At 44.4% G+C, this 26,940-nt stretch carries 25 protein-coding genes; 11 read left to right on the top strand and 14 right to left on the bottom strand.

Annotation, left to right across the window (positions count from 1 at the left end):
• Positions 1–138 precede the first annotated feature (138 nt).
• Complete coding sequence (locus ACKLNH_RS12375) at positions 139–1,095, top strand: aldo/keto reductase (protein WP_413112563.1); 957 nt, start codon at positions 139–141, stop codon at positions 1,093–1,095.
• A gap of 17 nt (positions 1,096–1,112) precedes the next feature.
• Here the strand turns inward: ACKLNH_RS12375 and ACKLNH_RS12370 are convergent, their stop codons facing one another.
• Positions 1,113–1,463, bottom strand: a complete 351-nt coding sequence (locus ACKLNH_RS12370; protein WP_413112562.1) for a MerR family transcriptional regulator — start codon at positions 1,461–1,463, stop codon at positions 1,113–1,115.
• 245 nt (positions 1,464–1,708) lie between these two features.
• The gene (locus ACKLNH_RS12365; RefSeq protein WP_413112561.1) at positions 1,709–2,431 is read right to left on the bottom strand and encodes an SDR family oxidoreductase; all 723 of its coding nucleotides are present in this window, start codon (positions 2,429–2,431) and stop codon (positions 1,709–1,711) included.
• Between the two features lie 90 nt (positions 2,432–2,521).
• On the opposite strand from ACKLNH_RS12365, the gene ACKLNH_RS12360 reads away from it, so the two are divergent.
• Entirely contained in the window at positions 2,522–3,418 is an 897-nt protein-coding gene (locus tag ACKLNH_RS12360; RefSeq protein WP_413112560.1) for a LysR family transcriptional regulator, read from the top strand.
• A 5-nt stretch (positions 3,419–3,423) separates the two neighbouring features.
• On the opposite strand, the gene ACKLNH_RS12355 is transcribed toward ACKLNH_RS12360, so the two are convergent.
• The gene (locus ACKLNH_RS12355; RefSeq protein WP_413112559.1) at positions 3,424–4,365 is read right to left on the bottom strand and encodes an alpha/beta fold hydrolase; all 942 of its coding nucleotides are present in this window, start codon (positions 4,363–4,365) and stop codon (positions 3,424–3,426) included.
• A gap of 188 nt (positions 4,366–4,553) precedes the next feature.
• On the opposite strand from ACKLNH_RS12355, the gene ACKLNH_RS12350 reads away from it, so the two are divergent.
• The 3 genes from ACKLNH_RS12350 (at position 4,554) to ACKLNH_RS12340 (ending at position 6,338) form a co-directional block, all read left to right on the top strand.
• The gene (locus ACKLNH_RS12350; protein WP_413112558.1) at positions 4,554–5,189 is read left to right on the top strand and encodes an HD domain-containing protein; all 636 of its coding nucleotides are present in this window, start codon (positions 4,554–4,556) and stop codon (positions 5,187–5,189) included.
• Between the two features lie 152 nt (positions 5,190–5,341).
• On the top strand, positions 5,342–5,884 hold the full coding sequence (locus ACKLNH_RS12345) for an outer membrane beta-barrel protein (protein WP_413112557.1): 543 nt from the start codon (positions 5,342–5,344) through the stop codon (positions 5,882–5,884).
• 97 nt (positions 5,885–5,981) lie between these two features.
• Positions 5,982–6,338, top strand: coding sequence for a YibL family ribosome-associated protein (locus ACKLNH_RS12340; protein WP_413112556.1), 357 nt, complete (start codon positions 5,982–5,984; stop codon positions 6,336–6,338).
• A gap of 61 nt (positions 6,339–6,399) precedes the next feature.
• On the opposite strand, the gene ACKLNH_RS12335 is transcribed toward ACKLNH_RS12340, so the two are convergent.
• On the bottom strand, positions 6,400–7,344 hold the full coding sequence (locus ACKLNH_RS12335; protein WP_413112555.1) for a LysR family transcriptional regulator: 945 nt from the start codon (positions 7,342–7,344) through the stop codon (positions 6,400–6,402).
• Positions 7,345–7,513: 169 nt separating this feature from the next.
• On the opposite strand from ACKLNH_RS12335, the gene ACKLNH_RS12330 reads away from it, so the two are divergent.
• Entirely contained in the window at positions 7,514–8,560 is a 1,047-nt protein-coding gene (locus tag ACKLNH_RS12330) for a linear amide C-N hydrolase (RefSeq protein ID WP_413112554.1), read from the top strand.
• 253 nt (positions 8,561–8,813) lie between these two features.
• Positions 8,814–9,824: a substrate-binding domain-containing protein gene (locus ACKLNH_RS12325; protein WP_413112553.1), complete on the top strand. Its 1,011-nt coding sequence runs from the start codon at positions 8,814–8,816 to the stop codon at positions 9,822–9,824.
• 72 nt (positions 9,825–9,896) lie between these two features.
• Here ACKLNH_RS12325 and galM read toward each other — a convergent pair whose 3' ends face one another.
• Complete coding sequence (gene galM, locus ACKLNH_RS12320) at positions 9,897–10,955, bottom strand: galactose-1-epimerase (RefSeq protein ID WP_413112552.1); 1,059 nt, start codon at positions 10,953–10,955, stop codon at positions 9,897–9,899.
• A gap of 219 nt (positions 10,956–11,174) precedes the next feature.
• On the opposite strand from galM, the gene ACKLNH_RS12315 reads away from it, so the two are divergent.
• Positions 11,175–11,618 carry a hypothetical protein gene (locus ACKLNH_RS12315; protein ID WP_413112551.1) on the top strand — a complete coding sequence of 148 codons (444 nt, stop codon included), beginning with the start codon at positions 11,175–11,177 and terminating at the stop codon, positions 11,616–11,618.
• A 67-nt stretch (positions 11,619–11,685) separates the two neighbouring features.
• Here the strand turns inward: ACKLNH_RS12315 and ACKLNH_RS12310 are convergent, their stop codons facing one another.
• The 9 genes from ACKLNH_RS12310 to ACKLNH_RS12270 all read right to left on the bottom strand — a co-directional run bounded on the left by ACKLNH_RS12310 (position 11,686) and on the right by ACKLNH_RS12270 (position 23,290).
• On the bottom strand, positions 11,686–13,848 hold the full coding sequence (locus ACKLNH_RS12310) for a glycoside hydrolase family 3 N-terminal domain-containing protein (RefSeq protein ID WP_413112550.1): 2,163 nt from the start codon (positions 13,846–13,848) through the stop codon (positions 11,686–11,688).
• Positions 13,849–13,908: 60 nt separating this feature from the next.
• Positions 13,909–15,339, bottom strand: a complete 1,431-nt coding sequence (locus tag ACKLNH_RS12305) for an MFS transporter (RefSeq protein WP_413112549.1) — start codon at positions 15,337–15,339, stop codon at positions 13,909–13,911.
• Positions 15,340–15,451: 112 nt separating this feature from the next.
• Positions 15,452–16,918 (bottom strand): sulfatase family protein, encoded by a 1,467-nt coding sequence (locus tag ACKLNH_RS12300; protein WP_413112548.1) that lies wholly within the window; start codon positions 16,916–16,918, stop codon positions 15,452–15,454.
• Positions 16,919–16,937: 19 nt separating this feature from the next.
• Complete coding sequence (locus ACKLNH_RS12295) at positions 16,938–17,684, bottom strand: helix-turn-helix domain-containing protein (RefSeq protein WP_413112547.1); 747 nt, start codon at positions 17,682–17,684, stop codon at positions 16,938–16,940.
• Between the two features lie 238 nt (positions 17,685–17,922).
• Positions 17,923–19,203, bottom strand: coding sequence for a glucose-6-phosphate isomerase (locus tag ACKLNH_RS12290; RefSeq protein WP_413112546.1), 1,281 nt, complete (start codon positions 19,201–19,203; stop codon positions 17,923–17,925).
• Positions 19,203–20,411, bottom strand: coding sequence for a mannose-6-phosphate isomerase, class I (gene manA, locus ACKLNH_RS12285; RefSeq protein ID WP_413112545.1), 1,209 nt, complete (start codon positions 20,409–20,411; stop codon positions 19,203–19,205). Before manA ends, ACKLNH_RS12290 begins: the two co-directional genes overlap by 1 nt.
• A 2-nt stretch (positions 20,412–20,413) precedes the next feature.
• Positions 20,414–21,691 (bottom strand): TRAP transporter large permease, encoded by a 1,278-nt coding sequence (locus tag ACKLNH_RS12280; protein ID WP_413112544.1) that lies wholly within the window; start codon positions 21,689–21,691, stop codon positions 20,414–20,416.
• 3 nt (positions 21,692–21,694) lie between these two features.
• Entirely contained in the window at positions 21,695–22,213 is a 519-nt protein-coding gene (locus ACKLNH_RS12275) for a TRAP transporter small permease (RefSeq protein ID WP_413112543.1), read from the bottom strand.
• A 54-nt stretch (positions 22,214–22,267) separates the two neighbouring features.
• Positions 22,268–23,290, bottom strand: coding sequence for a TRAP transporter substrate-binding protein (locus ACKLNH_RS12270; protein ID WP_413112542.1), 1,023 nt, complete (start codon positions 23,288–23,290; stop codon positions 22,268–22,270).
• A gap of 364 nt (positions 23,291–23,654) precedes the next feature.
• On the opposite strand from ACKLNH_RS12270, the gene ACKLNH_RS12265 reads away from it, so the two are divergent.
• The 3 genes from ACKLNH_RS12265 to ACKLNH_RS12255 are packed head-to-tail and all read left to right on the top strand — an operon-like array spanning position 23,655 to position 26,906.
• The gene (locus ACKLNH_RS12265) at positions 23,655–24,545 is read left to right on the top strand and encodes a PfkB family carbohydrate kinase (RefSeq protein ID WP_413112541.1); all 891 of its coding nucleotides are present in this window, start codon (positions 23,655–23,657) and stop codon (positions 24,543–24,545) included.
• A gap of 17 nt (positions 24,546–24,562) precedes the next feature.
• Positions 24,563–25,435, top strand: coding sequence for a class II fructose-bisphosphate aldolase (locus ACKLNH_RS12260; RefSeq protein ID WP_413112540.1), 873 nt, complete (start codon positions 24,563–24,565; stop codon positions 25,433–25,435).
• A gap of 40 nt (positions 25,436–25,475) precedes the next feature.
• Positions 25,476–26,906: a lactate racemase domain-containing protein gene (locus ACKLNH_RS12255; RefSeq protein WP_413112539.1), complete on the top strand. Its 1,431-nt coding sequence runs from the start codon at positions 25,476–25,478 to the stop codon at positions 26,904–26,906.
• Positions 26,907–26,940 lie beyond the last annotated feature (34 nt).

The following is a 26,940-nucleotide window of genomic DNA, read 5'->3' as shown; positions in this document are numbered from 1 at the left end:
ATTATTTAGTACCTGCTTAAGTGGGGATAAATATGAACTGCCCCGCAAAGTTACTAACTTCCCATAGTGTTAGAGCTTACTCCAACCCTTATAAATGATCATTCAAAACCTATATTCAGTTAGTAACAAGGGAATAATATGCAAACACGCAAACTTGGTAATTCAGCACTCAATATATCGGTATTAGGATTAGGCAGCTGGGCAATTGGTGGCGACATTGGCGATTGGGGCTGGGGTAAACAATCAACACCGCAATCTATTAAAGTCATTCACGCAGCACTGGAGCATGGGATCAATTGGATAGATACTGCACCAGCCTATGGGTTAGGGAATGCTGAACTTATCATCGCAAAGGCGCTAAAACAGACTCACCATAAACCCTACATATTTACCAAGTGTGGCTTTCGTTGGCGGGAGGGTGACTCTGAGCTTATCGCTCAACTTGATCGAAAGTCTATTCTTGAGGAAGTTGACAGTAGCCTCTCTCGACTTAGCGTTGAGTGCATTGATCTTTACCAAATTCATTCGCCGAATCCAGACAGTCAACTTGAAGAAGCCTGGCAAACCTTAAGCGAGCTGCAACAAGCAGGAAAAGTTCGCCATATTGGCGTCTCGAATTTCTCTAAGCAGCAGTTGCAACGAGTGCATACCATTGCCCCAGTGACATCCTTACAACCCCCTTACTCGCTGATTAATCGTCAAGTCGAAGAAGAGGTATTGCCATGGTGCCAACAGCAAAAGGTTGGAGTTATACACCACTCCAGCATGAGTCATGGGTTGTTAACAGGGAAATGGAGCCACCAGCGAATCAAGGAACTTGATCAACGCGATTGGCGTCACAAAAGCCATCAATTCCAAGACCCTCACTTTAGCAAGGTTCTGGCGCTAGTCGACAAATTAGCCTCGCTGGCACACGCCAAACAATGTAGCATCGCTCAGCTTTGTTTGGCATGGACGCTATCTCATCCTGCCACAACTGGCACCATCATTGGGGCGAGAGATACACTCCAGCTCGATGAGCTACTTCCAGCTGCCAACCTCTCGCTGTCCCAAGCAGATTTGGCCGTGATCAATGACTATTGCAACTGTTTATAGCTTCTAACAGCAGACCATTAGAGCAAATCAGAATAGTGGTCGATTTTCCAGTTAACGTGTTGTAGGCATTCATCAATCTCTGCACGTTTTCTTTCTAAACGCATTTTGTGTTCAGATAATATAGTTAGAAGAAACGCTGGCTGTTTATCCTCATTCTTCACCCGTTGAGCATACGCTTGGATGTCTTTTAGTGGCATGCCTGTCACCTTAAGGCATTGAATGAAATTCAACCAATGAACATCGTGCTCCCGATAATAACGATGGCCCGCATCATTTCTCGGTATGGGGTAAATCAGTCCCTGTTTCTCATAATAACGCAAAGTGTGTAGGCTTAACCCTGTCTTCTCAGATACTTGCTGAATTCTCACTAATCATCCTTTCTACATGAGCGATTGCTACAGACCTTGAACATATCAACAGATCTATAAAACAACACGTTCAAAAGCCAGAAATGCGAGGCAATAATACCTTTATTCTCACTCTCTCCATCTTTGAGTTAGTCGTGTGGCACTCAGGGAAGTTGCGGGGGTTATAGCGTGGATACACTGAAGATGACACTCATTACGTAATGAGTGTCATCTCATGGTGCCAATTACATTTGTGGGTAAAACACTTACGGCTGTTGGCGAGTCGCCGCAATCACAATTTCACGAATGCAAACGTTCTGTGGTTGCCCATAAGCAAACGCAATGCTGTTAGCGATATCGGTTGGTGCAATCACACCGCCCATGCCCTCTTTCCATTCGCCGTAACCCGCTTTAATCGAATCATCCGTGGTGTGGCTAAGCAGCTCTGTCTCAACGGCACCTGGGGCAATAGTAATTAAACGCACAGAATCATCGGCGACTTCTTCACGGATATTTTCAGTGATCGCATGCACCGCAAACTTGGTTCCACAATAGGCAGCATGATCAGGAAACGTTTTACGCCCCGCCACAGAGCTGATATTGACTACTGTGCCGCCTTTACGTTGGCGCATTTTCTGCAGTACCAAATGAATACCGTTAAGCAGACCCATAACGTTAACATCAAACATCGCTTTCCATTCAGCCGGGTTTTGCACATCAGCTTTCCCTAACAACATAACGCCCGCGTTGTTAATTAAGCAATCAACTGGGCCAAACTGCTGTTCTGCAGCATCAATGGCTTGCTTGAATGACGCTAAATCGGTCACATCAACTTTATAGCATAGTGTATTGGGTAAATTTAACGCTTCAAGACGCTCAATGCGGCGGGCTAACAACAACAATGGGTGACCTTCTGCACTCAAACGTTTTGCGGTTGCTTCACCAATGCCTGAACTTGCTCCAGTGATTACTACTAGTGGCTTCGTCATGTTCTATCTCCTCTCTTCAATTGCGGCTAAGTATAGTTGTGCTATACACTGCGATATATAAGTCTTATCGGAAATCACTGTTTAGTCACAATGAACAATATTGAATTCCTTGGCCTGCGGGCCTTGATCGCGGTCATCGAAGAAGGTAGCTTTACCGCTGCCGCTGAAAAACTGAGTGTTGGAAAATCGAATTTAAGCCAACAAGTCAGCCAGTTGGAAGAGCGCCTTGGGGTGCAGTTACTGCATCGCACCACAAGGAAATTGCGCCTTACTCAGGAAGGCGAACAATTTTTCCATCAAGCCAGGCCAGCTTGGCAACAACTGCAATTGTCATTTGAGCAAACCAAGCTGCACGCCGACGAACTGGCTGGGGTCATTCGCGTTAATACCGTTGGCGGGCTTTTAGGGGAGGAGATTATCGCCCCGCTACTCATTGCGTTTGAAGATGCTTACCCTCACGTTAAAGTAGAGTTCGACTTCAGTAGTCAAAAAGTCGACCTTCTCAATACTAATTATGACCTTGTGCTAAGAATGGGCAATTTGCCTGACTCAAGTCTCATTGCGCGAAAAGCCTTTTCATTGCGTACTGTGCTTGTTGCCTCGCCAACATACTTGAAAAGCACACCGTCGATTGTTCAGCCAAAAGATCTAGAACACCACCAGCTGATTGTCGGCTCAGTGAAAGAGTGGGAGCTAACGAACAATGAAGAGACAGTAAAAGTGCATGCACACCACGGTCGCACGATTGCCAATGGCCGAATAATGTACCAACTTGCCACCGCGCACCGTGGCATTGCACGTTTGTCCGAACTCTATGTGAAAAATGAGATCAAAAACCACACTCTGGAAGAAGTACTGCCAAACTGGAATCAAACATTGACCGACATCTACCTTGTCTGTCCTCCCGGAAAGTACCAATTAAAACGCATCAAAGCACTAATGGATTGGCTAGTTTTACACGGACAGCAAGCCATCGATGATCACTAACCACGTTAATGCTCAGACACCAAGTCGCAACCGGATAAGAACCGTGTCAGGCATTGATTCACCGTGTGAGACGACTCAAACTGTGGTGCATGCCCTGCCCCCTCGATAATACAAACACGGTTACTATCACCGAGTAGGTCAGATACATAGCTCACTTTTTCGACCGGGAATATTTGGTCATTTTCTCCCCATAACAACAAGGTGTTCACTTTTGCGTCTCCTAACGCCTTAAGATCGGCAGCAGGGTCATATTGTAAGAACGTTCTCGCGGAACGAATCAGCCCACGCGAAAAACCCTTGTAGCGCATCTGCACTTCATAGCGATGGGCAATATCAAAATGCTTATCCGGCTCAGCTAAATCATCCAGCAACTTTGATGCTAACCTTGGTATATAAAATGCCCGTGCGAGAAAAGTGCCGATAATCGGCCATTTTAAAGGCCCAATATTGATTGGAGCATGAAACGGGGCGATAAAACTGACACTGGCCACGCGGGAAGGGAAGTCATTGGCAAAAGCACTGGCAATCGCCCCTCCCATTGATAAACCAACGAGATGGATGGGTTGTTCAATTGCCAAGTAGTCGAGTAACTCTCTCAACTGCTGAATAAATGTCTCGCGGTTATAAGCGACATTAGGGCGAGCTGAAAAGCCGCGTCCGTAAATGTCATAGGTCAACACGCAATAGCCCGCCTTTGTTAACGCATCAACATTGCGCTCCCAAGCAAAAGAGGGAAACGAAAAACCATGAATTAAAACGACAACAGGCCGCTGCCTATCACCATACAATGAATAAAACACGTGCCCTGCACTGAGCAAGGCTAAATCGCCATGCTCGGTGTTAACCATTTCCGGACGTAACTCTTCTTCCTCCGAATTTAAATAACACAGTACGGCATACGCCATACCACACCCCACCATTACCACCACCGCCAATAGCACTAACATGCTCTGCGCCCCTTTCTGTTTTTTACAGAATAGTTAATATGGCGAAGGTCACGGTGAAGATCGCATCAATGCCTTATAAAGTATGCGCAACGTGTCATAAGTGTGACAACCTGAGCACCATCATCACAGTGTGCCTTTGCCCCGCAGCGCGTTATACTCGCCCTACCCTCATTAAACGTGATAATCCAATGACAGTATCTCCATTGCCCATAGAGCAACACTGCCGCCAATACCTCGTTGATAATATGCTTGAAGACGCAGCCCACGATATGGCGCATGTTGAGCGTGTTGTCTCAGCAGCCAGAAAGCTGGCACAGCAAGAAAGCGCCGATCTCTCTATCATTCTGCCTGCGGCTTGGCTTCATGACTGTATAAACTTACCCAAAAACCACCCAGATCGCGCGCGTGCGTCCACCTATTCCGCCGAACATGCCATCCATTTTCTCGATCAACATGGCTACACCGCTAAGCAATTATCTGAGATTCACCATGCCATTGCAGCCCACAGCTATAGTGCCGGTATTGCACCTCGCACCCTTGAAGCAAAAATTATCCAAGATGCTGACCGCTTAGACGCACTAGGCGCTATCGGCACTATTCGCTGCCTACAAGTTGGCCAACTGCTCGCACGCCCGCTTTATCACTCTGAGGATCCTTTTTGCCAAGGCCGTTTCCCAGATGATAACGCCTACACCCTAGACCATTTCTATACCAAACTGCTTAAATTGAGTCGCACCATGAATACTCAAGCTGGAAAGCTCGAAGCTGAACGCCGTAGTCAGTTTATGCTGCAATTTCTCACCCAATTAAGCCAAGAAATCTAATGCGCTAACTGAATGGGCATAACCGCAATAGGCACGATAGTGCCGCGGTATTATCTCTGACACGGTTCTGACCCCAGCCTTACATCGCACCCTCCCTGCCATGCTAATCTCCACGCAGATAATGAAATACACCGCTCCACGTAAGAGGCATCATGAACACAAAATCCATTCTGGCAGGGTTGTTACTCTTTTCTGCTAGCGCTACGGCATACTCGCCCTATACCGCCGGCAATCAAACCTACATCGGTTACGCACGCGGATACTATCAATTAGACGCAACACAACACAGCCATTCCACCATCCACGCCATTTCTGAGAAAGATTGGGGAAACAAATACTTTGCCGGCGTTAGGCTTGGAGATAATTTTGCAGTCGAAGGCTTTCATTACGATTTTGGCACCTTGCACGATGCGCGTCATCAAGCGGCGCGAACCAAAACATCTGGGGTAACCAGTATTATGCACATTCCTCTTGGCAATAACTTGTCAGTATTCGGTAAGTTGGGTGTTCATCAATGGGACATGCGTATCTCTTCCCGTCGTACCATTGAGAAAAGCGAGGGCGCAGATGTGCTATTTGGCGCTGGGGTTGCGATGCAATTAGGCGCGTTTGGTCTGCGTTTAGAGCATGAAAAGTTTGAATTTGATAAAAATGATATAGGGGTCACCTCTTTGGGTGCAGCGATCTATTTCTAACCCAGATCGAACCTCACCAATTTCTACCACCACAATGGGATACCCGTGCTACTGATCTGCTGCTATACTCGCAGCCAACAGATATAGAAGGTATCCCATGAAACTAAATCAAGAGCTGCAGCAACTGAACAACCGCCTAGATAAATCTCGCCGTCAACTCGCTATTGCTGAAGCAGCGCGTGATGCAGAGAAGCTATCGCAGCTAAAAAAAGAGATCGCCAATCTCACTCAACAAATCACGGCCAACAAGAAAAAGCACGTACAGGAACTTAGTACCCAAGCACAAAAAATCACAGCCATGCCTTTTCACCGTGCTGTGACCAAGCAAGAGCAAGCTGATATTGGTCAGCTTAAAAAGAAAGTAAAAGGGCTAGTGATTGTTCACCCAATGACCGCTTTAGGTAAAGAGATGGGCTGTACTGAAGTCACTGGATTTGCTTTCAAACCGTTTTAACTAAAACCTATCATAAAAAAGGCGAGATATTGTATCTACTACCTCGCCTTTTTGTATCTGCTCACGATGCTATATCTGAGGTTAACTTGCCATGTAAAAAAGATGGTTCAGGGGCTAAAAATGCAGCCTTAATGCAATTTGCTAACTCTCCCCTTAACCCTACTGACATATTAGAACCAAGCATAATGTAGCTCCACTGAATATCATTGTTGAAAAAATTAGGCTTCACCTCTTCAAATCTATCGCCGATAGGTGATGATGCTATAACATACTCAGGTAACATCGCCCAACCATCGTTCTCTACATGCGATAACAACATATCTTGGTTACTAATAACACATCTATCTGTAGAGAGACCAATCACTTTAAACATTTGAATTGCCAAATAACTTTCTAAGATATACTCTGTTTCATGCTTTAAATCTGCGAGTGTACAGCTTTTCATTTTTCCAAGTTTAGTTTCTTTACCTGCATAAATAGCCATCTTAAAAAAACCCAAATTAATAAAGTCGAGTCCTTTAGAGGGTATCGTTCCTTTTCCTGCCATCAAGGTTATTCCAAAGCTCGCTTCATCGGTGACAACAGAGCGATGCACTTCTTCTAATTCTCTATGAAACCAATTAATTTGAACATGCGGATATTTATTTTTCATCATCCGATGTGCTTTCATTAAAATAACTATCGGTATTGAACTATCGTAATAAACGTTAAATTGTCCTACTTCATCTTTATTTAAACTTGTACTGAAAAATTGCAAATGTTGAGCAGAAAAAAGAATGTGCTTGGCAAGCGCTAATATTTGTGTGCCATTCTCAGTGAGCTCAGACCCATGAGGGCCTCGCGAAAACAATGAAACATCGAGATCTATTTCTAGATTTTGAATGTGCTGATGTATTGTTGAGCGGTCTTTCTTTAATGATTTCGCAGCTTTGCTATAACTACCATGGACAGCCAAAGCATCAAATGCGATTAACTGCTCAAGACTAAATTGAGGATTATCTTTCATAAGTAAACTCAAACTACTTGCTCATCTATTTTCTATTCTATCAGTATACATCGCATGAATTTCATTGAGAATGATAAGGTGTTGGGCGTTTCCCAATGGAACTGATATTACACGCTGAAGAAGCTAATCTATAATCCGTCCCGAATCCCTACAATAGGTACATAATAAAATGTTTAAGAAAAAATTACTTTCTGCAACTGCTTTTGCAGTACTTTTCGGTGGCGTAGTGGCAGATTCTCACGCTTGCTCTCGAATTTCATGGGATACCGAGAAAGGGGTCTTTGTATCACGTACGTTTGACTGGATAGAAAGCTCTCACGCCGCACTAGAAAACTTCCCTAAAGGCTTCGAGTATACGCGCTCACTTCGTGCAGATGCTTTAGTTGAACAAGCCAAATATGCTGTAACGGCGATTACCAGCTACGGTGCGCTGGTTGGTGAAGGTGTAAACGAAGCTGGCCTGTCAGGTAATGTTCTGTTTTTCAATGAAATGGATATTAAAGATATCCAGTCGAGTGAATCTCTAGGTCATGCTAAATTGATGCAACACTTGCTATCACAATATGCAACGGTTGCCGATGCTATCAATGCCATGGAAAACATGGACATGATGACAGATGAAATTCCTGGTATGCCGACAACAATGACTGTTCATTTTAGTTTGCAAGATACAACGGGTGATGCTGCAATCATCCAATGGCAAGAAAAAGAGTTAAAGATATGGCATGGTCCTGAGCACAATATCTTAACCAACTCACCAGAGTACCAAGTACACCTTGCAAACTTAGCTGAATCTTCACAAGACTGGGGACCAATTGAAGAGCAAGACTCTGAAGTTGATCTAAAAACCAATGGTAACCTGCACTCTCAAGATCGTTTTATCAGCAACTCGTATTTCTATAACCATCTAAAAGAGCCAAGCAGCGTTGCAAACGGACTACTAAAACTAGAATCTGTTATTTATAAAGTGCCACATGACGCACCAAACCGTCCAATCAACGGTCAAATGACGGGTTATGGTACTGAATGGATGGTAACTCAGAATATTACTACCGGTGATGCTGTATTACGCTACACGTGGAACGATAGCTTCAATGTCATGACCTACAATGTGAAAGATATTCAAGCTTCAGGCGAACGTTTAAAGCTTGATGTCACTCAACCGGGTCTATTTGGTGATATCACCCATCTTATCCTGACTGAAGGCAAAATCTAATTTTATTAAATAACTGAGTTACCAGAATGCAGCGTTAAAGCGCCTTCATTCCTACCACTCATTTTAATGAACTCTTGAAGCCAAGCTAACGTTGTTAGGTTGGCTTTCTTTGCTTAAAATGAGATCGTTTACACTACTTCCATTAGCACTTTTATGGTTAAATGAGATGTGACACGAAATTGTCACGCTCATCGTTGCCAACGTTCTCGGCATCGGGTCAAATGAAGTCAATTAATAGCTAGCAAGGAACACCATGGCCACGATTAAAGATGTCGCTCGCGAAGCTAACGTATCCGTCGCGACCGTATCCCGTGTCATCAATAACTCTCCCAAAGCGAGCCAAGCGGCCGTGGCCTCTGTGAAAACCGCCATGAAAAAGCTAGGCTATCGCCCTAATGCTAATGCCAGAGCATTAGTTAGCCAATCGACAAATACCATGGGCGTGTTAGTTTCCGACGTGTCGGATCCCTTCTTTGGCTCGATGGTAAAAGCCATTGATGGTGTGGCACGTGAAAACAGTAAACACCTACTGATTGGCAATGGATATCATGACGAAAAAACAGAACGTGAGGTCATTGAGCTGCTCATCAACAATCGCTGCGAGTCACTGGTTATCCATTCAAAGGCTCTGAGTAACGAGGAGTTGGTAGCGTTTTCAAAAGAAGTCCCCGGCATGGTCTTTATCAATCGATTTATCCCTGAAATTGCCGACAGGTGTATTGCGCTCGATAATCATAAAGGAGCCTATCTCGCGACTGAATACCTGATTAAGCACGGTCATCAGCATATTGGCTTCCTTAGTTCCAATCAAGATATCGAAGACACCACGCAGCGGTTAGCAGGATATAAAGATGCTTTGCGTGCTTACAAACTGCCTGTATCAGACAGTTACATTGAAACCGGTACACCGGACGAGCAAGGAGGTGAAGCTGCGATGACTAACCTTCTCTCTAAGGGTCTTCCGCTCACCGCCGTTGCCGCATATAACGACTATATGGCAGCTGGAGCCTTAGCAGTATTAGAGGAAAATCAGTACGTTGTGCCAGAAACTATGTCATTGATTGGTTTTGATGATGGATTGATTGCCAAATACCTTCATCCAAAGCTCACTACGATCCGTTACCCTATCCAGATGATGGCAAAAAAAGCAGCACAATTATCTCTTCATCACGCAGGTTCAAGTAATACCAGCGTAGACACGCACCTATATAGCCCCACATTGGTTCGTCGTCAATCCGTTGCCGTCAGTGGCAAGGGTACATAACAATAATATCAGTCAGGCAACGCAGTCGTATTGCGTTACCTGTCTTTATCTCAGTATAAATTTAACGTCGAGCTATTCACTCACAATCAGTTGGTAAGTGGTTGTATATTGGTAGACTTGACCCGGCATTAGAATCACTCCCTCTTGCGGCCATTCAAGGTGATTGGGCGAGTCTGGCAGAAACTGCGTTTCTAGTGCAAAGCCGCTATAAGTACCGTACTTCCCACCGCACCGATTAGGGCAGCCCTTTAAATGATTGCCAGAATAGAACTGCATCGCAGGTTTGTCTGAAAAAACACGCATGGTCAATTTACTGTCCGGCGAAACAACTTCAGCAACCAGATTTTCATTGCGCGGCGCGAGATAATAGCTGTGATCATACCCGCCTAATTCCGTAAGCTCATCATTGAGGGCGATATGCTCTCCAATGCGCTTTGGCTGACGAAAATCAAAGTATGTGCCTTCTACATCACGTAAACCAGTAAAAGGGATCCCATCGGCACCAACAGGAAGATACTGATCTGCATAAATTGTTAGCCAGTGATCTAAACAGCCTTGCTTTCCATCCTGGCCCGCTAGGTCAAAATACGCGTGATTAGTTAAGTTAACCGGACATGGTTGATCAACTACAGCACAATATTGCAAATGCAGCGCATCGTCCTCATCCAAGGTAATGGTTAAATTTACCGAGAGTTGTCCCGGAAAACCCTGATCACCATGATCACTATGCAAAGAGAAACTCAGCCGGCTTTTAGTCAAAGACTCTAAATGCCAACGTCGTTTATCAAAGCCATCACACCCACCGTGCAGTGCATTTGCCCCATCATTTTGACCGATGTGATACTCGATTCCATCAATAGAAAAGCGCCCATTCGCAATACGATTTGCATAGCGACCAACGGTCGCACCAAGATATGCCGTCTGTGTTTGATAGTCTTTAAAGTTGGCGTTACCCAGCAGAACCTCACGCTCGTTACCATCGACCACCACCTTCCAACTTAACCAGGTCGCACCAATATCCATAAAGCGGGCACTGGTTCCTTTGCTATTTTCCAATCTAAACCCATTAACCGGACGACCATCAGCGGCGATTGGCTGTTCCGATTTATCTACATCTACAAGCGTAGTCACGGCGACTCCTTCATATCGAAATACGACTAAACAAATACACCACTAACAACATACCATCACCGCTCGATATGTAAACGTTACCAGTCACATAACGAACAGTTCCTACCACGATAGAGCGTGCTGAAATCTGTCGCATTTTCGAGCACACTGAAACGATCAATCATATAAAAGTCTGATTAGCGTCTACACTTTCAGCGCGAGGATTTATTACAGGAGAAGATGATGAAGAGCAACCTAATCCTAATCAGCATGTTGGCAGCCGCGCTGACTGCCTGCGATAGCAGTGAAAAATCGGCCGAAGGCATTCAGGGAGAAGAGCCCACTGTCATCGAGCAAGAACCAGTCTCTGAAACCAGTGCTGACATGATGGATGAAGTCAACGATACTGCCACTAGTGTCTCTGACACTCTCAGCGAAACAGTAGAAGGGGCAGTAAACGCAACCGGGGAGTTCGTTGATTCAGCAAAAGAAACAACCAGTAATGCGTTAGATAGCGTATCGGATACAATTGATAGTGCGACCACATCGCTCACCGATGCGTTAGATGGCACCAAAGCTGACATGGATGCATCTGCACAAGAGGCCTCTGACACCCTAGATGCGGGCGAAGAAGAGCTAAATAACACTGCTGATGAGATGGAGTCTGCTATCTCCGGACAGTAGTTCTACGTAAAACCCTCAATCAACTAACTGGCCTCGCCAAGCGTAAAACTGGCGAGGCTAGTTGGTATTATTCGACAGTGAATGATGCTTGACGTGACGTCGTCGCGTCTTCACCAATGTAAACCAGCATGTCTCCACGCCCTGCAAGCAGTTGTTTCGCATTACCAAAATATGTGCGCTTTTCTGGTGTTAGCGCAAAATCAACCTGCTGAGATTCACCTGGGGCTAAGGTAATTCGTGCAAAGTCTTTTAGTTCTCGTTCAGGACGAGAGGTCTGTGCGACACAGTGACGAAGATAGCACTGCACGACTTCCGTCGCTGTGACATTACCACTATTCGTCACTGTCACTGAGGCGACCTGTGTCTCTTGCTGCCCTAGCAGGGTCGAACTCAATGTAATATCTGAGTAGTTAAACGTACTGTAAGTTAAGCCATAACCGAACGGATAAAGGGGAGTCGCCGCTTGGTCTTTATATGGCATATATTCTTGGTAGGCGCGCATCTTACCAATCAACTTGCGACCATAGTAGATAGGCACTTGCCCAGTACTACGTGGCACTGACATAGGTAAGCGTCCACTTGGTGACACATCGCCTAACAATACACGTGCCACTGCAGTGCCTGTTTCCGTACCTGATTGCCATGCATACACGAGCGCATCGGCATACTGCTCAATCGCTGGCGAAGGCAGTGGTCGACCCGTACACTGAACAACAATTAACGGTTTACCCGTCTGTCCCAGCGCTGCAATCAACTGCTCTTGTCCTGCAGGTAGCGCCAACTCCGCGACATTTCTAGCTTCACCAGTACGGCGATGGCTTTCACCTACACACAAGATGACAACATCTGCCCGGTGCGCCTGTTCAACCATTTCATCAGCAAAAGCGGCTGATTCGGTAATCACATCAAGCTCCGGCGCCGCTGCAACAATGCCGTCATAAATGCTAGTTACATCTTTCGCTTTTCCGTCTAAACACCATGAGCCAAGATGCTGGCGTTGCGAATGAGCGTGAGGGCCCAATACAGCCACCTTTAGACCTTGTTTCGGCAATGGTAGGCACGACTGGTTATTTTTCAATAGCACCACGCACTGCTCGGCAAGCTCTGTGGCCTTGGCAACATGTTTCGGATCACGAAGAACGCGCTTATGCCACTCTTCATCAACATATGGGCGTTCAAACAGACCAGCCTTAAATTTAGCGGTCAGAACACGGCGCACTGCGTCATTTAATCGCTCTTCACTGATACGATCTTCATTCAATAAATTAGCCAGGTTGTCATCGTAAACCTCAAAGGTCATCGCCATATCAACGCCAGCATCGAGGCCTTGAGCTGCGGCATCAGCAGAATCAGCCGCCACACCAAAATAGGCCAAATCTGAAATCGATCCCCAATCACTGACGACCATACCATCAAAGCCCTGCTCTGTTTTGAGCCAGCCTTGAATCAACGCTTTGCTGCCAGTAACGGGTGTCCCCCCCAAATCATTAAAGCCCGACATTAATGTCGCAACGCCGGCATCAACAGCAGCTTTAAAAGGTGGAAGATAAACATTGTATAGGGTGTTATCGGTGATCTCTGTCGTATCGTAATCGCGTCCACCTTCAGCTGCACCATAACCAATAAAGTGCTTAGCGCAGGCCAGTAAAGAATCCGGTTGGCTCATATCATCGCCTTGAAAGCCACGCACAACAGCACCGGCAAACTGACTCGCCAAATAAGGGTCTTCACCGCTGCTTTCAATCACACGTCCCCATCGTGGGTCACGAACAATGTCGAGCATTGGTGCAAAGGTCCAGTGTATACCAAGAGAGGCTGCTTCTGTCGCAATATAACGATAGGCTTCTTCAACTAAGTCCGGGTTCCATGACGCGGCTTGAGCTAAAGGAATTGGTAACACCGTCCGTTGACCGTAAATTACATCTCTAGCAATAATTAATGGAATACCTAAACGACTCTCTTCTACCGCAACGCGCTGAATCTCATTCAACTGAACTGGACTAACGGTTTCGCCAGGCGCATTTCCCGCCCAAGCAGTATCAGCAAGAATACGAGAGCCAAAACGTCCCTGCCTGATTGCAGCATCGTGCTCATCTTTTCGATTGTCGTAGTCGCGCATTGGAGATTGACACAATTGACCGATTTTCTCGGCCAGTGTCATCTTTGACAGCAGATCATCAACGCGTGCAACAATGGGCAGATCTGGGTTTTGGTAATCAGGTAATAACATTCGGTATCCTTAATCATAAAACGCTTTGCCACCGTCTTCACGGTGGCAAAGTAAAGCAGGTTATGCGCTTGCTTTAGCAGCGCGGCGAGCTTTTAACTCTTGAGTAATCTTGTCAAAGAACTCTGGTGTAATGTAGTACCAGCGCATGGCAATAATTGAACAACCATGAGCAAAAGCTACGGTTAGGAACTTAAGCACCAAAATGGTGTTAAGCACATCATCGGGCTGAATTTCATTCGGCGTGTAATTCACGGATGCCAAAGCATAACCCGTTAACATACCCGCCATTGCACTACTGCATTTCGCCACAAAGGTCATAATAGCGGTTGTTAGTGCGTTAGCGTTGCTGCCTGTTTTATATTCACCGTATTCAACACAGTCTGGGATCAGCACCCAAGTCAGGTTACCCGCGAAAACATTACATGCCATCGAAGCGACCAATAGACTAAACATTACCCAAACTGGCAAGAAATCAGCGGTGAAATAACAGAAGACACAAATCAGCAAGCCAGCCCAGCTGCCACCAAGGAACATGCCTTTCTTCGAGAAGATACGTCCTAGTAACGGCAGTGAAGCCACCATAATGAATGGAATAAAGCTACCAACCCCTTTTAGCATCGGGAATAACGCTTCATTCATCATGTAATATTTGAAGAAATAGATCGCAATCGACGTCTCCATCGCAAAACCAAAGATATTGGTGGCGTGCGCTGTAACGAGTGCAACCAATGGTTTATTGTTTTTAACCGTTGAAACCACTTGCTTAGGCGTTATACGTTGCACTTCTACTAGGTTTGCGTTCTCTAGCGTGTCGCGCTTACGTGCACCATAAGCACAGATCCAGAAGTTCACTGTCACCAAGGCACCAAAAATAATACCCGTCACACGCCAACCTGCTAGACCACCACCAAACCAGTCAACCATCATCAATGGTAGCGCGGTGGCAACAAACGTCGCCAAAATACCTAAACCTTGCTTCATCGCAACAACGGTCGTGCGCTCATGATAGTTGGTTGTCATTACTGGCGTTAACGCGTGGTATGGTACGTTAATAACAGTTTGTGCTAGCGAATAGGTTATATAGGCGATATATGCAAAGATCACTTTCGACGTTGCCGACAACTCCGGCGCCCAGAATAGACCTGCAATCGTTAATCCCAGTACAGGAGCACCAAAAATAAGATAAGGACGATAACGGCCCATCTTAGTTCTTGTTGCGTCTGAAATCATGCCAAACAATGGGTCTGTAAAGGCATCAATAATACGCGTAACAAGGAAAATCTTACCAACCGTTAATGGTGAAATACCATATAAGTCAGTTAAGAAAAACATTAAGAACGTTCCAATGAAATGGAACATTAAGTTAGAACCCACTCCGCCCATACCATAAGCAAACAGTTCTTTTTTAGATAGTGTAGCAAGAAACTTGCTTTGTTTCTTTTCTGAATCCGGCACAGCAGGATCCGCTGCGGCATTAGCAACAGTCATCATTCACTCCATTAATTCACGTATTGTTTAACAGTCAAATATTATTCAACATACTGACACTGATTATTGTTGTTATTTAGTGCTGGCATCTACCAGCACTTTTAATTATTACTTCTTAAATAATTTCTGGATGGCGATTCTTAATTATTTCAATTTGATCACCGCGCCCAGTTTTTTCCAAGCGCTCAAAATAGGCATGTATATCCTCACATTTTGAATGGTGAGGACCTCCTTCTTGCATGACAACACGTAATGGATCTTCTGTATTTCCAAATGGTTGTGTCATCATCATCTGGTCATGCCATTTTAAATAGCGGTATGCCATGTCTTTAACCACATCTGGCAGCTCTTGTGTCAAATCATACTGCTGATGTGGGTCATTCTTCACATTAAATAGCAATTCTTCAGGGAACTGGTGCAGACCGTCATGATAAGTACGGATATAAATATAATCACCATGACGAACGCTACGCTGACAGACATGGGCACACTGACTAAGTACAAGCGACTCATGCCCCTCTTCCTGTCCATCAGTAATAGCAGATGCAAAGCTCTTGCCAGTCCATAACGGACGACGTTCCTTATTCATTAATTCAGCCAGTGTTGGGGCCCAGTCAATGTTATAGTGCAGTGCATTATTCTCGATACCGCTTTGCATACCCGGCCAACGAACAATGAATGGGATATTACAGGTAATATTATCTGCCGTTGCATGCTCACCAAAGAGGCCTAGCTCCCCTAAGTTCTCACCATGGTCAGAGCTAATAACGATAATCAAATCGTCCATTACGCCTTTTGCTTCCAAAGCCGCAAACACTTGGCCTAGATGCTGATCCATGTAACGAATACCGCAATCATAACCATCAATCATACGACGGAAGCCGTCCAGCCCTTTGATTTCGCCTGGCTGGCGTGGGTACTTATCAAAGGTTAAGTTATCCCACATATTGAAATCTTGTGCAGAGTGCGGGCCCGCTTTTTTCCAATACTCCGCCATCTTTTCTTCTGTCATCCATTGCGGTAATGGATCATCTTTAAATGGGTTACCAAACTCTTCTGGTGCACGATAAGGGGTATGTGCATCCCAATAATTGACATGCAGATACCAATTATCTTCTTCGCCATTGCGCTCAATCCAATCCAGTACCGTTGGTGTTACCTCTTCTGCTGATTCATGCCCTGAATTTTTGGTGTTATACATTTCAGTAAAACCAGCATAATAATGAAACAGTGAGTGTCTTTCTGGAAATGGGCTAACCAAGACAGTGCGCATATCATTTTCGCGGAACAGCTTAGTTAATGCGTTATGCTCGATGTAACTCTTAAACTTACGAGAGCGTCCTTGTGAACGGATATCACCCGCCGTACCACCATGACTCACTGCACCATTATGAATGCCTTGCATGCCTGTCATCATCGCCGTTCGTGACGGAGCACATGGCGCATCAGATGCATAATAATTATTAAAACGTACACCCTGAGCGGCAATTTTATCAATATTTGGCGAAGTATTTCGCTGATAACCATAACAACCTAGGTGGTCTGGACGTAGGGTATCAAGATCGAGGTAAAGTACGCGCATTAGTATTCCTTACGAATTGTTATTCAAACTTCATTCTTATATTTTGTAAATATTGAAGCTGATTGTTCTCACTCAAATTAATTGAAGGTGTCCAACATTCTGCAATCGCCAGCACACCTTTAAATAAACTTTTATCATGCACTGCAACTGCAGAGCGCCTAACACCATTCTCATTGAAATGAATATCAGCAAAACCATTGGAAACATTTAATGAATTAATTTTTTCTAATTCTACTTTCCAATCAGCGATAATACGGTTGCCGTGGTCGCCGTAGTACCAAGCCGTCTCGTTATCGATGACATCTCCATCAGCAAACGCACACCCAACGCGGTATACCGCGTCGATTTCGCCCTGCCAATTACGAATAAATCCTTCTTTCGCCCAAACTTTTCTTTCTAAAATAGGGCTGACTGTTGCTTGTAAAACCAATCCTTTTGCCGACAGCTCATACCATTCGACCGCATAACCACGCTGTTTGCTTAAGGCTGTCATTTCAACCCGTATACGCTCTTCAAATGAAGCGCCAGTACCATTAACAGGGTTTAATTGGAGCAATGACTCATAACGTTTATCACTGTGACGATAAATTATCTCCAATTGAGACAACGTTTCGAGTAAGCGTGATATGGTCGCTTTCGGAATCCCTGATAACTGGTACAACTGCTCTAGTGATAACGGTTCATCAGCAGTGCTTAGGCACTGTAATAACCAAAACCCTCTAGCACAGGCAGGTGCTGAATAATTTTCTGCGTTGTTGAATTTCATATTTAGAATATACCTTATTTGGCATTACACCGAAAGAAGCACGCATTTAATGTGTGATCGACCAAATATATTTTTTTTCACCACTCATTATTAACTACAAACAATTAACGCAACGATAACAGCATGTGATTAATTCGGATTTAAAATTAAAGTATTGAGGGTAATACCCGAACTAATAGAAATAAAAAAAGGCCAGCATTAAGCTGGCCTTTTATAAAATGTTCCATATATGGAATATTTAACTCTTAAGAATTTTCATCATTTCTGCTTTATATTGGTCAACGCCATTTTGGTCAAATGGGTTAACGCCAGCCATATAGCCACCAACAGAAACGCTCATCATAAAGAAGTACATAATTGCACCCATATGATACTCATCAAGCTTATCAATGGTGATTTCAAGGTTAGGAACACCACCTTCAGAGTGCGCAACCATACTCGCTTGCTTGATCGATGACTGAATGTGGTTAAGTGATGAGCCAACAAGGAAACCTAAGTTATCTAAATCTTCTTCTAGCGCAGGTACTGGTACATCCACTGGGTTATGCCCAATTGATAATACCGTTTCAAACATATTGCGACGTCCCTCTTGCACCCATTGACCTAAAGAGTGTAGATCTGTCGAATACAGTGCACTCGCAGGGAACAAACCTTTACCATCTTTGCCATCACTCTCACCAAATAGCTGTTTTAGCCACTCGGAGAAATACGCCATGTAAGGTTCGTAAGAGACAAACAGTTCAATCTCTTTCCCTTTTTGGGTCATGATGTTGCGTGTCATCGCGTACTTCAATGCAGGGTTAGACTCAGCGTCGTTCGATTCACAAACCGTCATCATCTCTTTAGCGCCATCAATCAGTGCATCGATATTAATGCCTGCTACTGCTAATGGAAGCAAACCTACTGGTGTGAAGACAGAGAATCGTCCTCCAACTTCATGAGGCAAGTGATACATTGGATAATCTTGCTCAGCCACGATATCTTTTAACGGGCCACGGAATTTATCTGTCGTTACAATGATACGTTCTTTGGCGCCTTCTTTGCCAAAGCGACGCTCCAATTCATTACGTAGAATACGGAACGTAACGGCAGTCTCCAGTGCCATTCCCTCTTTTGCAATCACGTTAATGCAGTAGTCTTTATCTGCAAGATGCTTTATTACTTCATCGAGGTAACGAGAACTTAAATTATGCGCAGTAAACAAGATCTCTGTTTTCTGCTCTTTTTTTAACGCAGGCTGCAGTGCTTCCATAATGGCTTTGTGACCCAAGTACGAGCCACCAATACCAATACAAACAAACGCATCAAACTTCTCTTGAATGCTCGCAGCACGCTGCTTAATGTCTTCCATTTCTTCACGGTCGATGGTTTCTGGTAGACGAACCCAACCGTGGAACTCATTCCCTACGCCTTCACCAGAAATCAACTGCTGATGCGCCAATTGGGCATAAGGAGCTAATTGTGTGAATTCGTGCTCTTTAACTGCTTTATTTAAGAAATCAGTATTAATAGTTAACATTATATTGCTCCGTAACTTGCTATATATACCGTGCATTGCGCAGAGTATAATTTCAAATGATGCTTTGCAGGTATGACGAATGTCTCACCTTTTGTATATGTTTTAGAATAATTATCTGCATTAACCTGTATCGACCCAGACATTACCAATGCGATACTTAAGTGTTGATGGTTATAGCTAGTCGCATTGACATCATCGCTCAGTGATAGACGACGTAAAGCGAAATCATGACTACCATTATGTAAATAGTTTTGGCAGGCTACCGTATCGCCTTCGGACTCAGGCACCAAAACTTTCGGTGTTACTTCTGCGTAATCAATAAGACGATGAACTTCATTAAGATCAACATGCAATTTAGTTGGGCCAATACGAACAACATTATCTGAGTTAGACATTAATTCTACGTTTTGACCCGACAAATACGCATGTGGAATACCCGCATCTTGATAAATGCCATGCCCTACAGGAACATGGACAATATTCATCATCATTAACGCAACAAGACCACGATCGTTCCCACTATCATGACCCAGTACTGACTGGCAGACCCAATATTCAGCGAGTGACTCATCAAGCTGCTTAGCTTGATAAGCCGCACGGTGCTTAGTCACCACTTCGACGATAATATCGTCTATCTCGCTCTGCGGCGCCGCCATCAAATGCTCAAAAGCAGTACGGATTCCAAAAAGTCGCAATAAATCACACGCGTCAACAAAACTGTCATAAGCCGTGAATCGCTCAATGATCTTCGCTTTAATAGCAAAGCCATGCGCAAGCCAAGATGGTGTTAAAGCCACCATCATTTCTGGTTTGTCATTACGATCTCGGTAAGTACGCTCTGGCGCATTACGTGAAATACCCAATTGATCTTGGCGTATAAACCCTTCTTCCGCCTGCAACTTAGTTGGATGCACTTGGATTGCCAGCATTTGATTCACATCCAATACCTTCATTAAAAAGGGTAGTGGATACTCACCTTGTCGCTCTGCCGGTGACTGCATCTGGGGGTGGTCTCTCAACCAATCCAACAGCGAATGGATTTCACCATCCACTTCAATCATCGACGGCTCATCTGGATGGGTGCCTAGCCACCATTCAGCAAAGCATTGCTTTTGCTGATTCTCGATGCCAATCAGAGTGGGGATATAACTCTCCCCTCCCCAAGCATAGTGACGAGGCTTACCAATAATTGGGTAAGTTCGGTTCATTCTTATAACCACATAGTTGAGATAAATGGAACGAAGGTAATTGCCAATAACGCAACCATCATCCCCAACACTAATGGGATGGCACCACGGAATACTTCTGGTACCGAGGTATCACTTAACTGGTTGGCAATAAACAGGTTGCCACCGAACGGTGGTGTAACAAAACCAATACCAAGGTTAATGATCATCATAATACCGAATTGATACACGCCCATACCGAACTGCGCCAGTAGCGGGTATAGCAATGGTGTTAAGATAATGATCGCGGCTAAAGTATCCATGAAACAACCAACGAATAACAAGAACAGGTTAATCATCAGTAGCGTCATGATCATGGTGCTAACGTTATCAGCCATCATGCCAGCAATAATGGCAGGCACATCTTGAGATGTTAGAACCTTGCCAAATGCCGTCGCAAAGGTCATTAGGAACATCGCCACTACAGTGATCATCGCAGCATTAGACAGTACTTTAAACGTATCTTTTATTTTCAGATCTTTATGGATGAACACACCCACAATGTACGAATAGAAACATGCTACAGCAGCAGATTCTGTTGGCGTGAAGATGCCTGAATAGATACCACCTAAAATAATAACCGGTGTAAGAATGGCCCAACGAGCATGTTTAAAAGCAGCAAGACGAGATTGGAGTGTGCCTTTTGCACGGTGCGCTCCCCAACCATTCAGCTTAGAAATGTACCAAGCCGGAATAGCCATACCCAATGCCAACAATAGCCCTGGAACAATACCCGCTAAGAACATATTTGATACAGACGTGGCGTACTGGGTCAATGAATAAATAATCATTGGGTTACTTGGCGGAATAATTATCGCAATAACGCCAGAACACGCAGCCACACCCGCGGCGAAGCCTGCATTGTAGCCTTGCTTTAACATCGCAGGAATCGTGATACTACCCACCGCTGCAACCGTTGCTGGTGCCGACCCTGACAAACCTCCAAAAATCACACTGGTCATAATGGTTACGATTGCTAGACCACCGTATAAATGACCAAAGAATTCATCGGCTAAATCAAGGATGCGTTGTGCAACGCCCCCTGTCGCCATAATCGTACCAGCCAACACAAACATTGGAATGGCTAAAAGCGGGAAGCTATCAATCGATTGGAATGTATCCAACGCCATTTCAAAAACTTCAAGCCCCAAAATTTTGTTATAAATGATCAAGATTAGACCAATGGCTATCGCGACAGGAACGCGAACCATTACCATTGATATAAAACCAAAGACCAATAAAAAAACCTGAAATGCCGTCATGGCTTAACCTTCCTCTTGTATCATCGAAGGAGTGTGAATCGTAGAGCGGTACTCAGCGACACAGGAAATTAACTTCTGGACGAGTCGAATGCACGTTAATCCAAATGCAAAAGGCAACATCGATAATTGAATCCAGTATTCAAAACCAAGCGCTTCTGTCTTTGAACCCAACATTTTGTGGAAGCCAGTTGCTTCTATCGCTGCATGTGTAAATAGAGCCGCAAACACCAAGAAAATAATGTTAGAAATAAGGTCTAAAACCAAAGTCTTTTTCGGCGATAAATCTTTAGGCCACAAGTCAATAATAATATGACGGTTTAGTTTAACGGCCCATGGCACACCAAGGAAGACAATAAATAGCATTAACATACGGGCAATTTCATCTGTAAATGCAGAAGGTGACATAAATACATATCGATTTAATACTTCGATATTTAATGAAATTGCAATATAACCAAGCATAATTGAACAAAAGAACTCTTCAAAATGCTGGTCAATTTTTTTAATAATGGTCAATAGCATAACTACCTCGACAAAAAGTCACCTGTGCTAAGCACAGATGACTTTATTGTGGACTTACTCCGCTGCTGCGGTTTTAATCAGCTCGATGAACGCTAGCTCATCCTTGTTAAGACCACGTGTTGCCAAAGGCTCTGCCGCCTCGATGGCTGCACGACGGAAAGAGTTTAACTCTTCTGCTGTTGGTTGAATAACTTCTGCACCGTTCTCACCAAACGCAGCAAACGCTAACTCAATCGCATCATAGTGTGCTTGTTTTGTTTGCATTACAGCGTCATCTGCTGCTTGTTGTAGGATTTCTTGTTGCTCAGCAGACAAACGATCCCAGTAACGCTTGTTAATAACAACGAACGTAGGGTGTGCTTGGAAGTTCAGGTTATTAAATACTTTCGCTACTTCATTCAAAGCAAATGCTTGTGCAGTAACTGGTGGAATCGCTAGGCCATCAACGATACCAGTCTGTAGAGAAGTATATACTTCTGAAATACCCATTGTTGTACCAGCAGCACCCCAGCTCTCTACAATGCCACGCTCAACTGGGTTAGGCGTTACACGGAATTTCATGCCCTTAACATCGTCAGCTGTGCGCACATTTTTGCCGTTAGATAGAATTCCACGGAACTCAAATGGTGTTGCGTACAGTAGACGTAGGTTTTTCTCACCTAGGAAGCCTTGTAGCTGGTCTGCGATTTCGCCTGATAGACGGCCGTCTTGATACAGCAGTTCAATACTCTGCTCTGGACCATTTAGTAGGAATGGAACATCAAACGCTTTAAATGCATCAACAACCGTACCTAAGTTTGCACCTGATGTTTGTGCCGCTTGAACTTGGCTACCAATCTGAGCTTTCTGAAGTAACTGTGTGTCGTTACCCAAAGCGCCACCAAAACTGGTCTGAACCGTAATTGCACCATCTGACAACTCTTGCGCACGCTCTTGGAATGCAATCATTGTTTGTGACATCGGCGTATCTGCCTGAGTCGTGTTTGCAATCGTTAGGTGCGTTGACTTAGCGAACGCTGATGCAGATGTCATTGCCATTGCAAATGCTGCTGCAAGTACAGGTAGAGACTTTTTCATAATATTGTTAGTCCTTTCACGTTATTCGATTTAACTGATTTTCTAATTTGAACAGGCCCTTTTTATTTTGGGCTTTTCTTTCTGGCTTCCGCTGTTATTTAAATTACCTATTTATTTAAGATATTTAAGAGATCTAGATCACAACTATATATAGTGTGATCTGTGTCACTCGAAAAGTGTGAGCCATGCCCATTTGTAAAAATACATTAACCTTTGATTTATATAGGTTTTCCATATTTATAGTGATGAAAGTCACCTTTTTGAATAATGAGGTATTGATCAAGTTATTGCTTTAAGAGGACAATATAGCCTCTGGTTTGAACACCTCTCTGGCTCCCTTAAAATATTTATGAAGGAGTTTAAATTGAAAATTCTATGCATCGGGAATGCTACGTGGGACCGTATTTTTAACGTGGCTGAAATCCCTTCTGAAGCAACAAAGTACTTTTCAACGTCCTACCATGAAATTGGTGGTGGTGTTGCTGCAACGGCTGCTGTAGCGATTGCAAAGCTAGGGTCTGATGTATCATTGCTAGCCCGTTTAGGCGACGACAATGTAGGCCGTACAATTACCGAAGACCTGAAAGATTGGGGCGTTGACACATCGCTATTGCAAGTTTTCGAAAACCGCAGCTCTAGTAATGCGGTCGTTAATGTCGACACGGCTGGTGAGCGACAAATCACCGTTCACCGCGACCCTCACCTGCCAACTAGTGCTGAGTGGATGACAGAATCTCTCTTAGACGATGTGGATTGTGTGCTTTGTGACTGCACATGGGGTGAAGGCGCTGAAAAACTGCTAAGCATGGCCAAAGCACGTGGTATTCCATCGGTAGTCGATGCTGACTTAGGCGGCGAAACGATGGTTAACTTATTAAAAGTGGGCGCACATGTCGCTTTTTCATACCCAGCTTTATGCCAACTGACCAACGAAACTGATGTAACAAAAGCACTCCAAGTTGCACAACAGCAAACTGAAGGAACGGTATACGTTACACGCGGCGAAGAAGGCTGTTACTGGCTTGAAAACAACGAGCTAAAACACGCTTCGGGTTATAGCGTTAATGTTGTCGATACAACAGGTGCTGGTGATGTATTCCATGGCGCATTGGCCTTCGCTGTTGCAAAAGGTAATTCAGGCGAAACAGCGGTGACGTTCGCGAATGCTGTTGCTGCACTGAAATGTACAAAACCGGGTGGTCGCGCAGGCATTCCATCATACGAACAAGTAATTGAATTTATTAAATCGCATTAAAACTAGGAAATAAAACTATGGCTCTTGTAACCCTAAAAGAAGTATTAGCACACGCAAAAGAAAATAATTACGCGGTTGGTAGTTTTAATGCTGTTGACTTTAACCTCCTACGTGGATTAATTGCGGCGGCAGAGCAAGAAAAGTCTCCAATTATTATTAATCTTGGCCAAGGTCAATTTCGATTAACACCACCAGAGCTACTTGCTCCTATTATGGTAAAAATGGCCAAAGAAGCATCTGTTCCTGTTGTCCTGCACCTTGACCACGGTAAAGATGTAGAGGCATGTATTCGCGCACTACGCTTGGGTTTCTCTTCAATAATGTATGATGGTTCTGCACTATCTTTCGAAGAAAACCTGAAAAACACGCAAGAAGTTATCCGTTTTGCTAAATATTACGGCGCATCTGTTGAAGCTGAAATTGGTAAAGTTGGCAATACTGAAACCGGTGATGAAGAAGTTGTACAGGCAGCCACTGAACAAACTGAAGATCAGCTAACTAAACCAGAAGAAGCAAAAGCATTTGCCGAGCAAGCAGACCTAGATGCCCTTGCTGTTGCATTCGGTACCGCTCACGGCCTATACCACGGTGAACCAAAACTTGATTTCGATCGCCTACGCGAAATCAACAACACCGTATCAACACCACTTGTTATGCATGGCGGTTCTGGCCTTGACGACAGTGTCTATCGTGATGCTATCGCTTGCGGTGTATGTAAAATCAACTACTTCACCAACATGTCTCACGATATCGGTAAGCAAGTTCAAGAAATGCTAAACAGCAAAGAAGAAGCTTACTATCACGACACTATCTTGTGTTCAATTGAAGCCACCAAAAACCACGCAGCACGTATCATGCGCGTATTTGGTAGCAGCAACCAAGCAAAGTAATCAATTACACACAAGTAAACTAATTTTTTAAGGGGCAACCATGAAAACAGTTCAATTTGAATATGGTCCAGGCTTTATGGCAGCACAGCTGCCTGAATCAGCAGATGTATTTATTCCAGGCGAAACCGTTAAAGATCCTGAAGCACTCGTCGACCCTATTGCTGCAACGCGTGAATCGATTCTTAACCCAATCGGCATGCCACCAATCAGCGAACAAGTAAAACAAGGCTCTAAAGTTGCAATTGTTTTTCCAGACCGTGTAAAAGGGGGTTGTCACGACACCGCACACCGTCGTATTTCAATTCCAATCATTTTGGAAGAGTGTCGTAAAGCTGGTGTTGAAAAGAAAGACATTACCCTAATCTGTAGTAATGGCCTACACCGTAAAAACACTGAGAAAGAGCTACGTGAAATTCTTGGTGATGAAGTATTTAACGCGTTCTTCTGGGAAGGCCAAATCGTTAACCACGACAGTGAAGACTGGGACAACCTTGTTGACCTAGGCCGCAATGAGCATGGCGACAAAGTCGTTATGAACAAAACGGTATTTGAAGCTGACCTTGCGGTTATGATCGGCCACACCTTAGGTAACCCATACGGCGGTTACTCTGGCGGCTACAAGCACTGTGCAACGGGCATCACTAACTGGGAATGTATTGCTTCACACCACATTCCACGTGTTATGCACCGTGAAGACTTCACGCCAGTATCAAGCAAGAGCTTGATGCGTCAGAAGTTCGACCAAATTGGTAAGCACATGGAAAAATGCATGGGTAAGAAATTCTTTACCTGTGACGCTGTACTGAATACCTTCTCTAAGCAACTGTCTGTTTACACTGGCGGATGTGAAGATATTCAACCGCTATGTTTCGCTGATGCCGACAAGCGTACCTATGCAAACTGGGCTGAGAAGAAGTACGACATTATGGTGTTCGGCATGCCTCAAAACTTCCACTATGGAAATGGCCATGGCACCAACCCAGTACTGATGATGCAAGCGATTGGTGCGCAAATTATTCGCCATAAGCGTGTTATGTCAGACAACTGTGTTGTTATCTGTTCTTCGCTATGTAACGGTTACTTCCACGACGAAGAGTTCCCGTCTTACCGTAAACTGTTTGAGCTATTCCAAACTGATTACTGTAACACCTTGGTTGATATTAATAAGCACATCGAATATATCGCTCGCGATGAAGAGATGATTAAACAGTATCGTTTCAACTATGGCTATCACCCATTCCACGGTTTCTCAATGACCTCGTGTGGTCACATTGCAGAAATGAACACCAAAGCCGTGTATATCGTTGGTGCTCAAGAGCCTGGACTGGCGCGTCAAATGGGCATGAAAACCCGTGCAACATTCGAAGAAGCACTGGCTGATGCTGTTCGTTACACCGGTGAAAACCCGAATATCCTTGCTTTACCGCAAGCCTTTACCCGTGCGGCAATGCACTTAGGTAGTAAAGAGTAATAAATACCTTTCCTGAGGTTTGCCACCGCTTCGG

This window comes from Thaumasiovibrio clandestinus (assembly GCF_047250365.1).
Taxonomy (GTDB): domain Bacteria; phylum Pseudomonadota; class Gammaproteobacteria; order Enterobacterales; family Vibrionaceae; genus Thaumasiovibrio.
The sequence above is the reverse complement of the archived record's forward strand: the minus strand, read 5'-3'. Positions and strand labels throughout refer to the sequence as shown.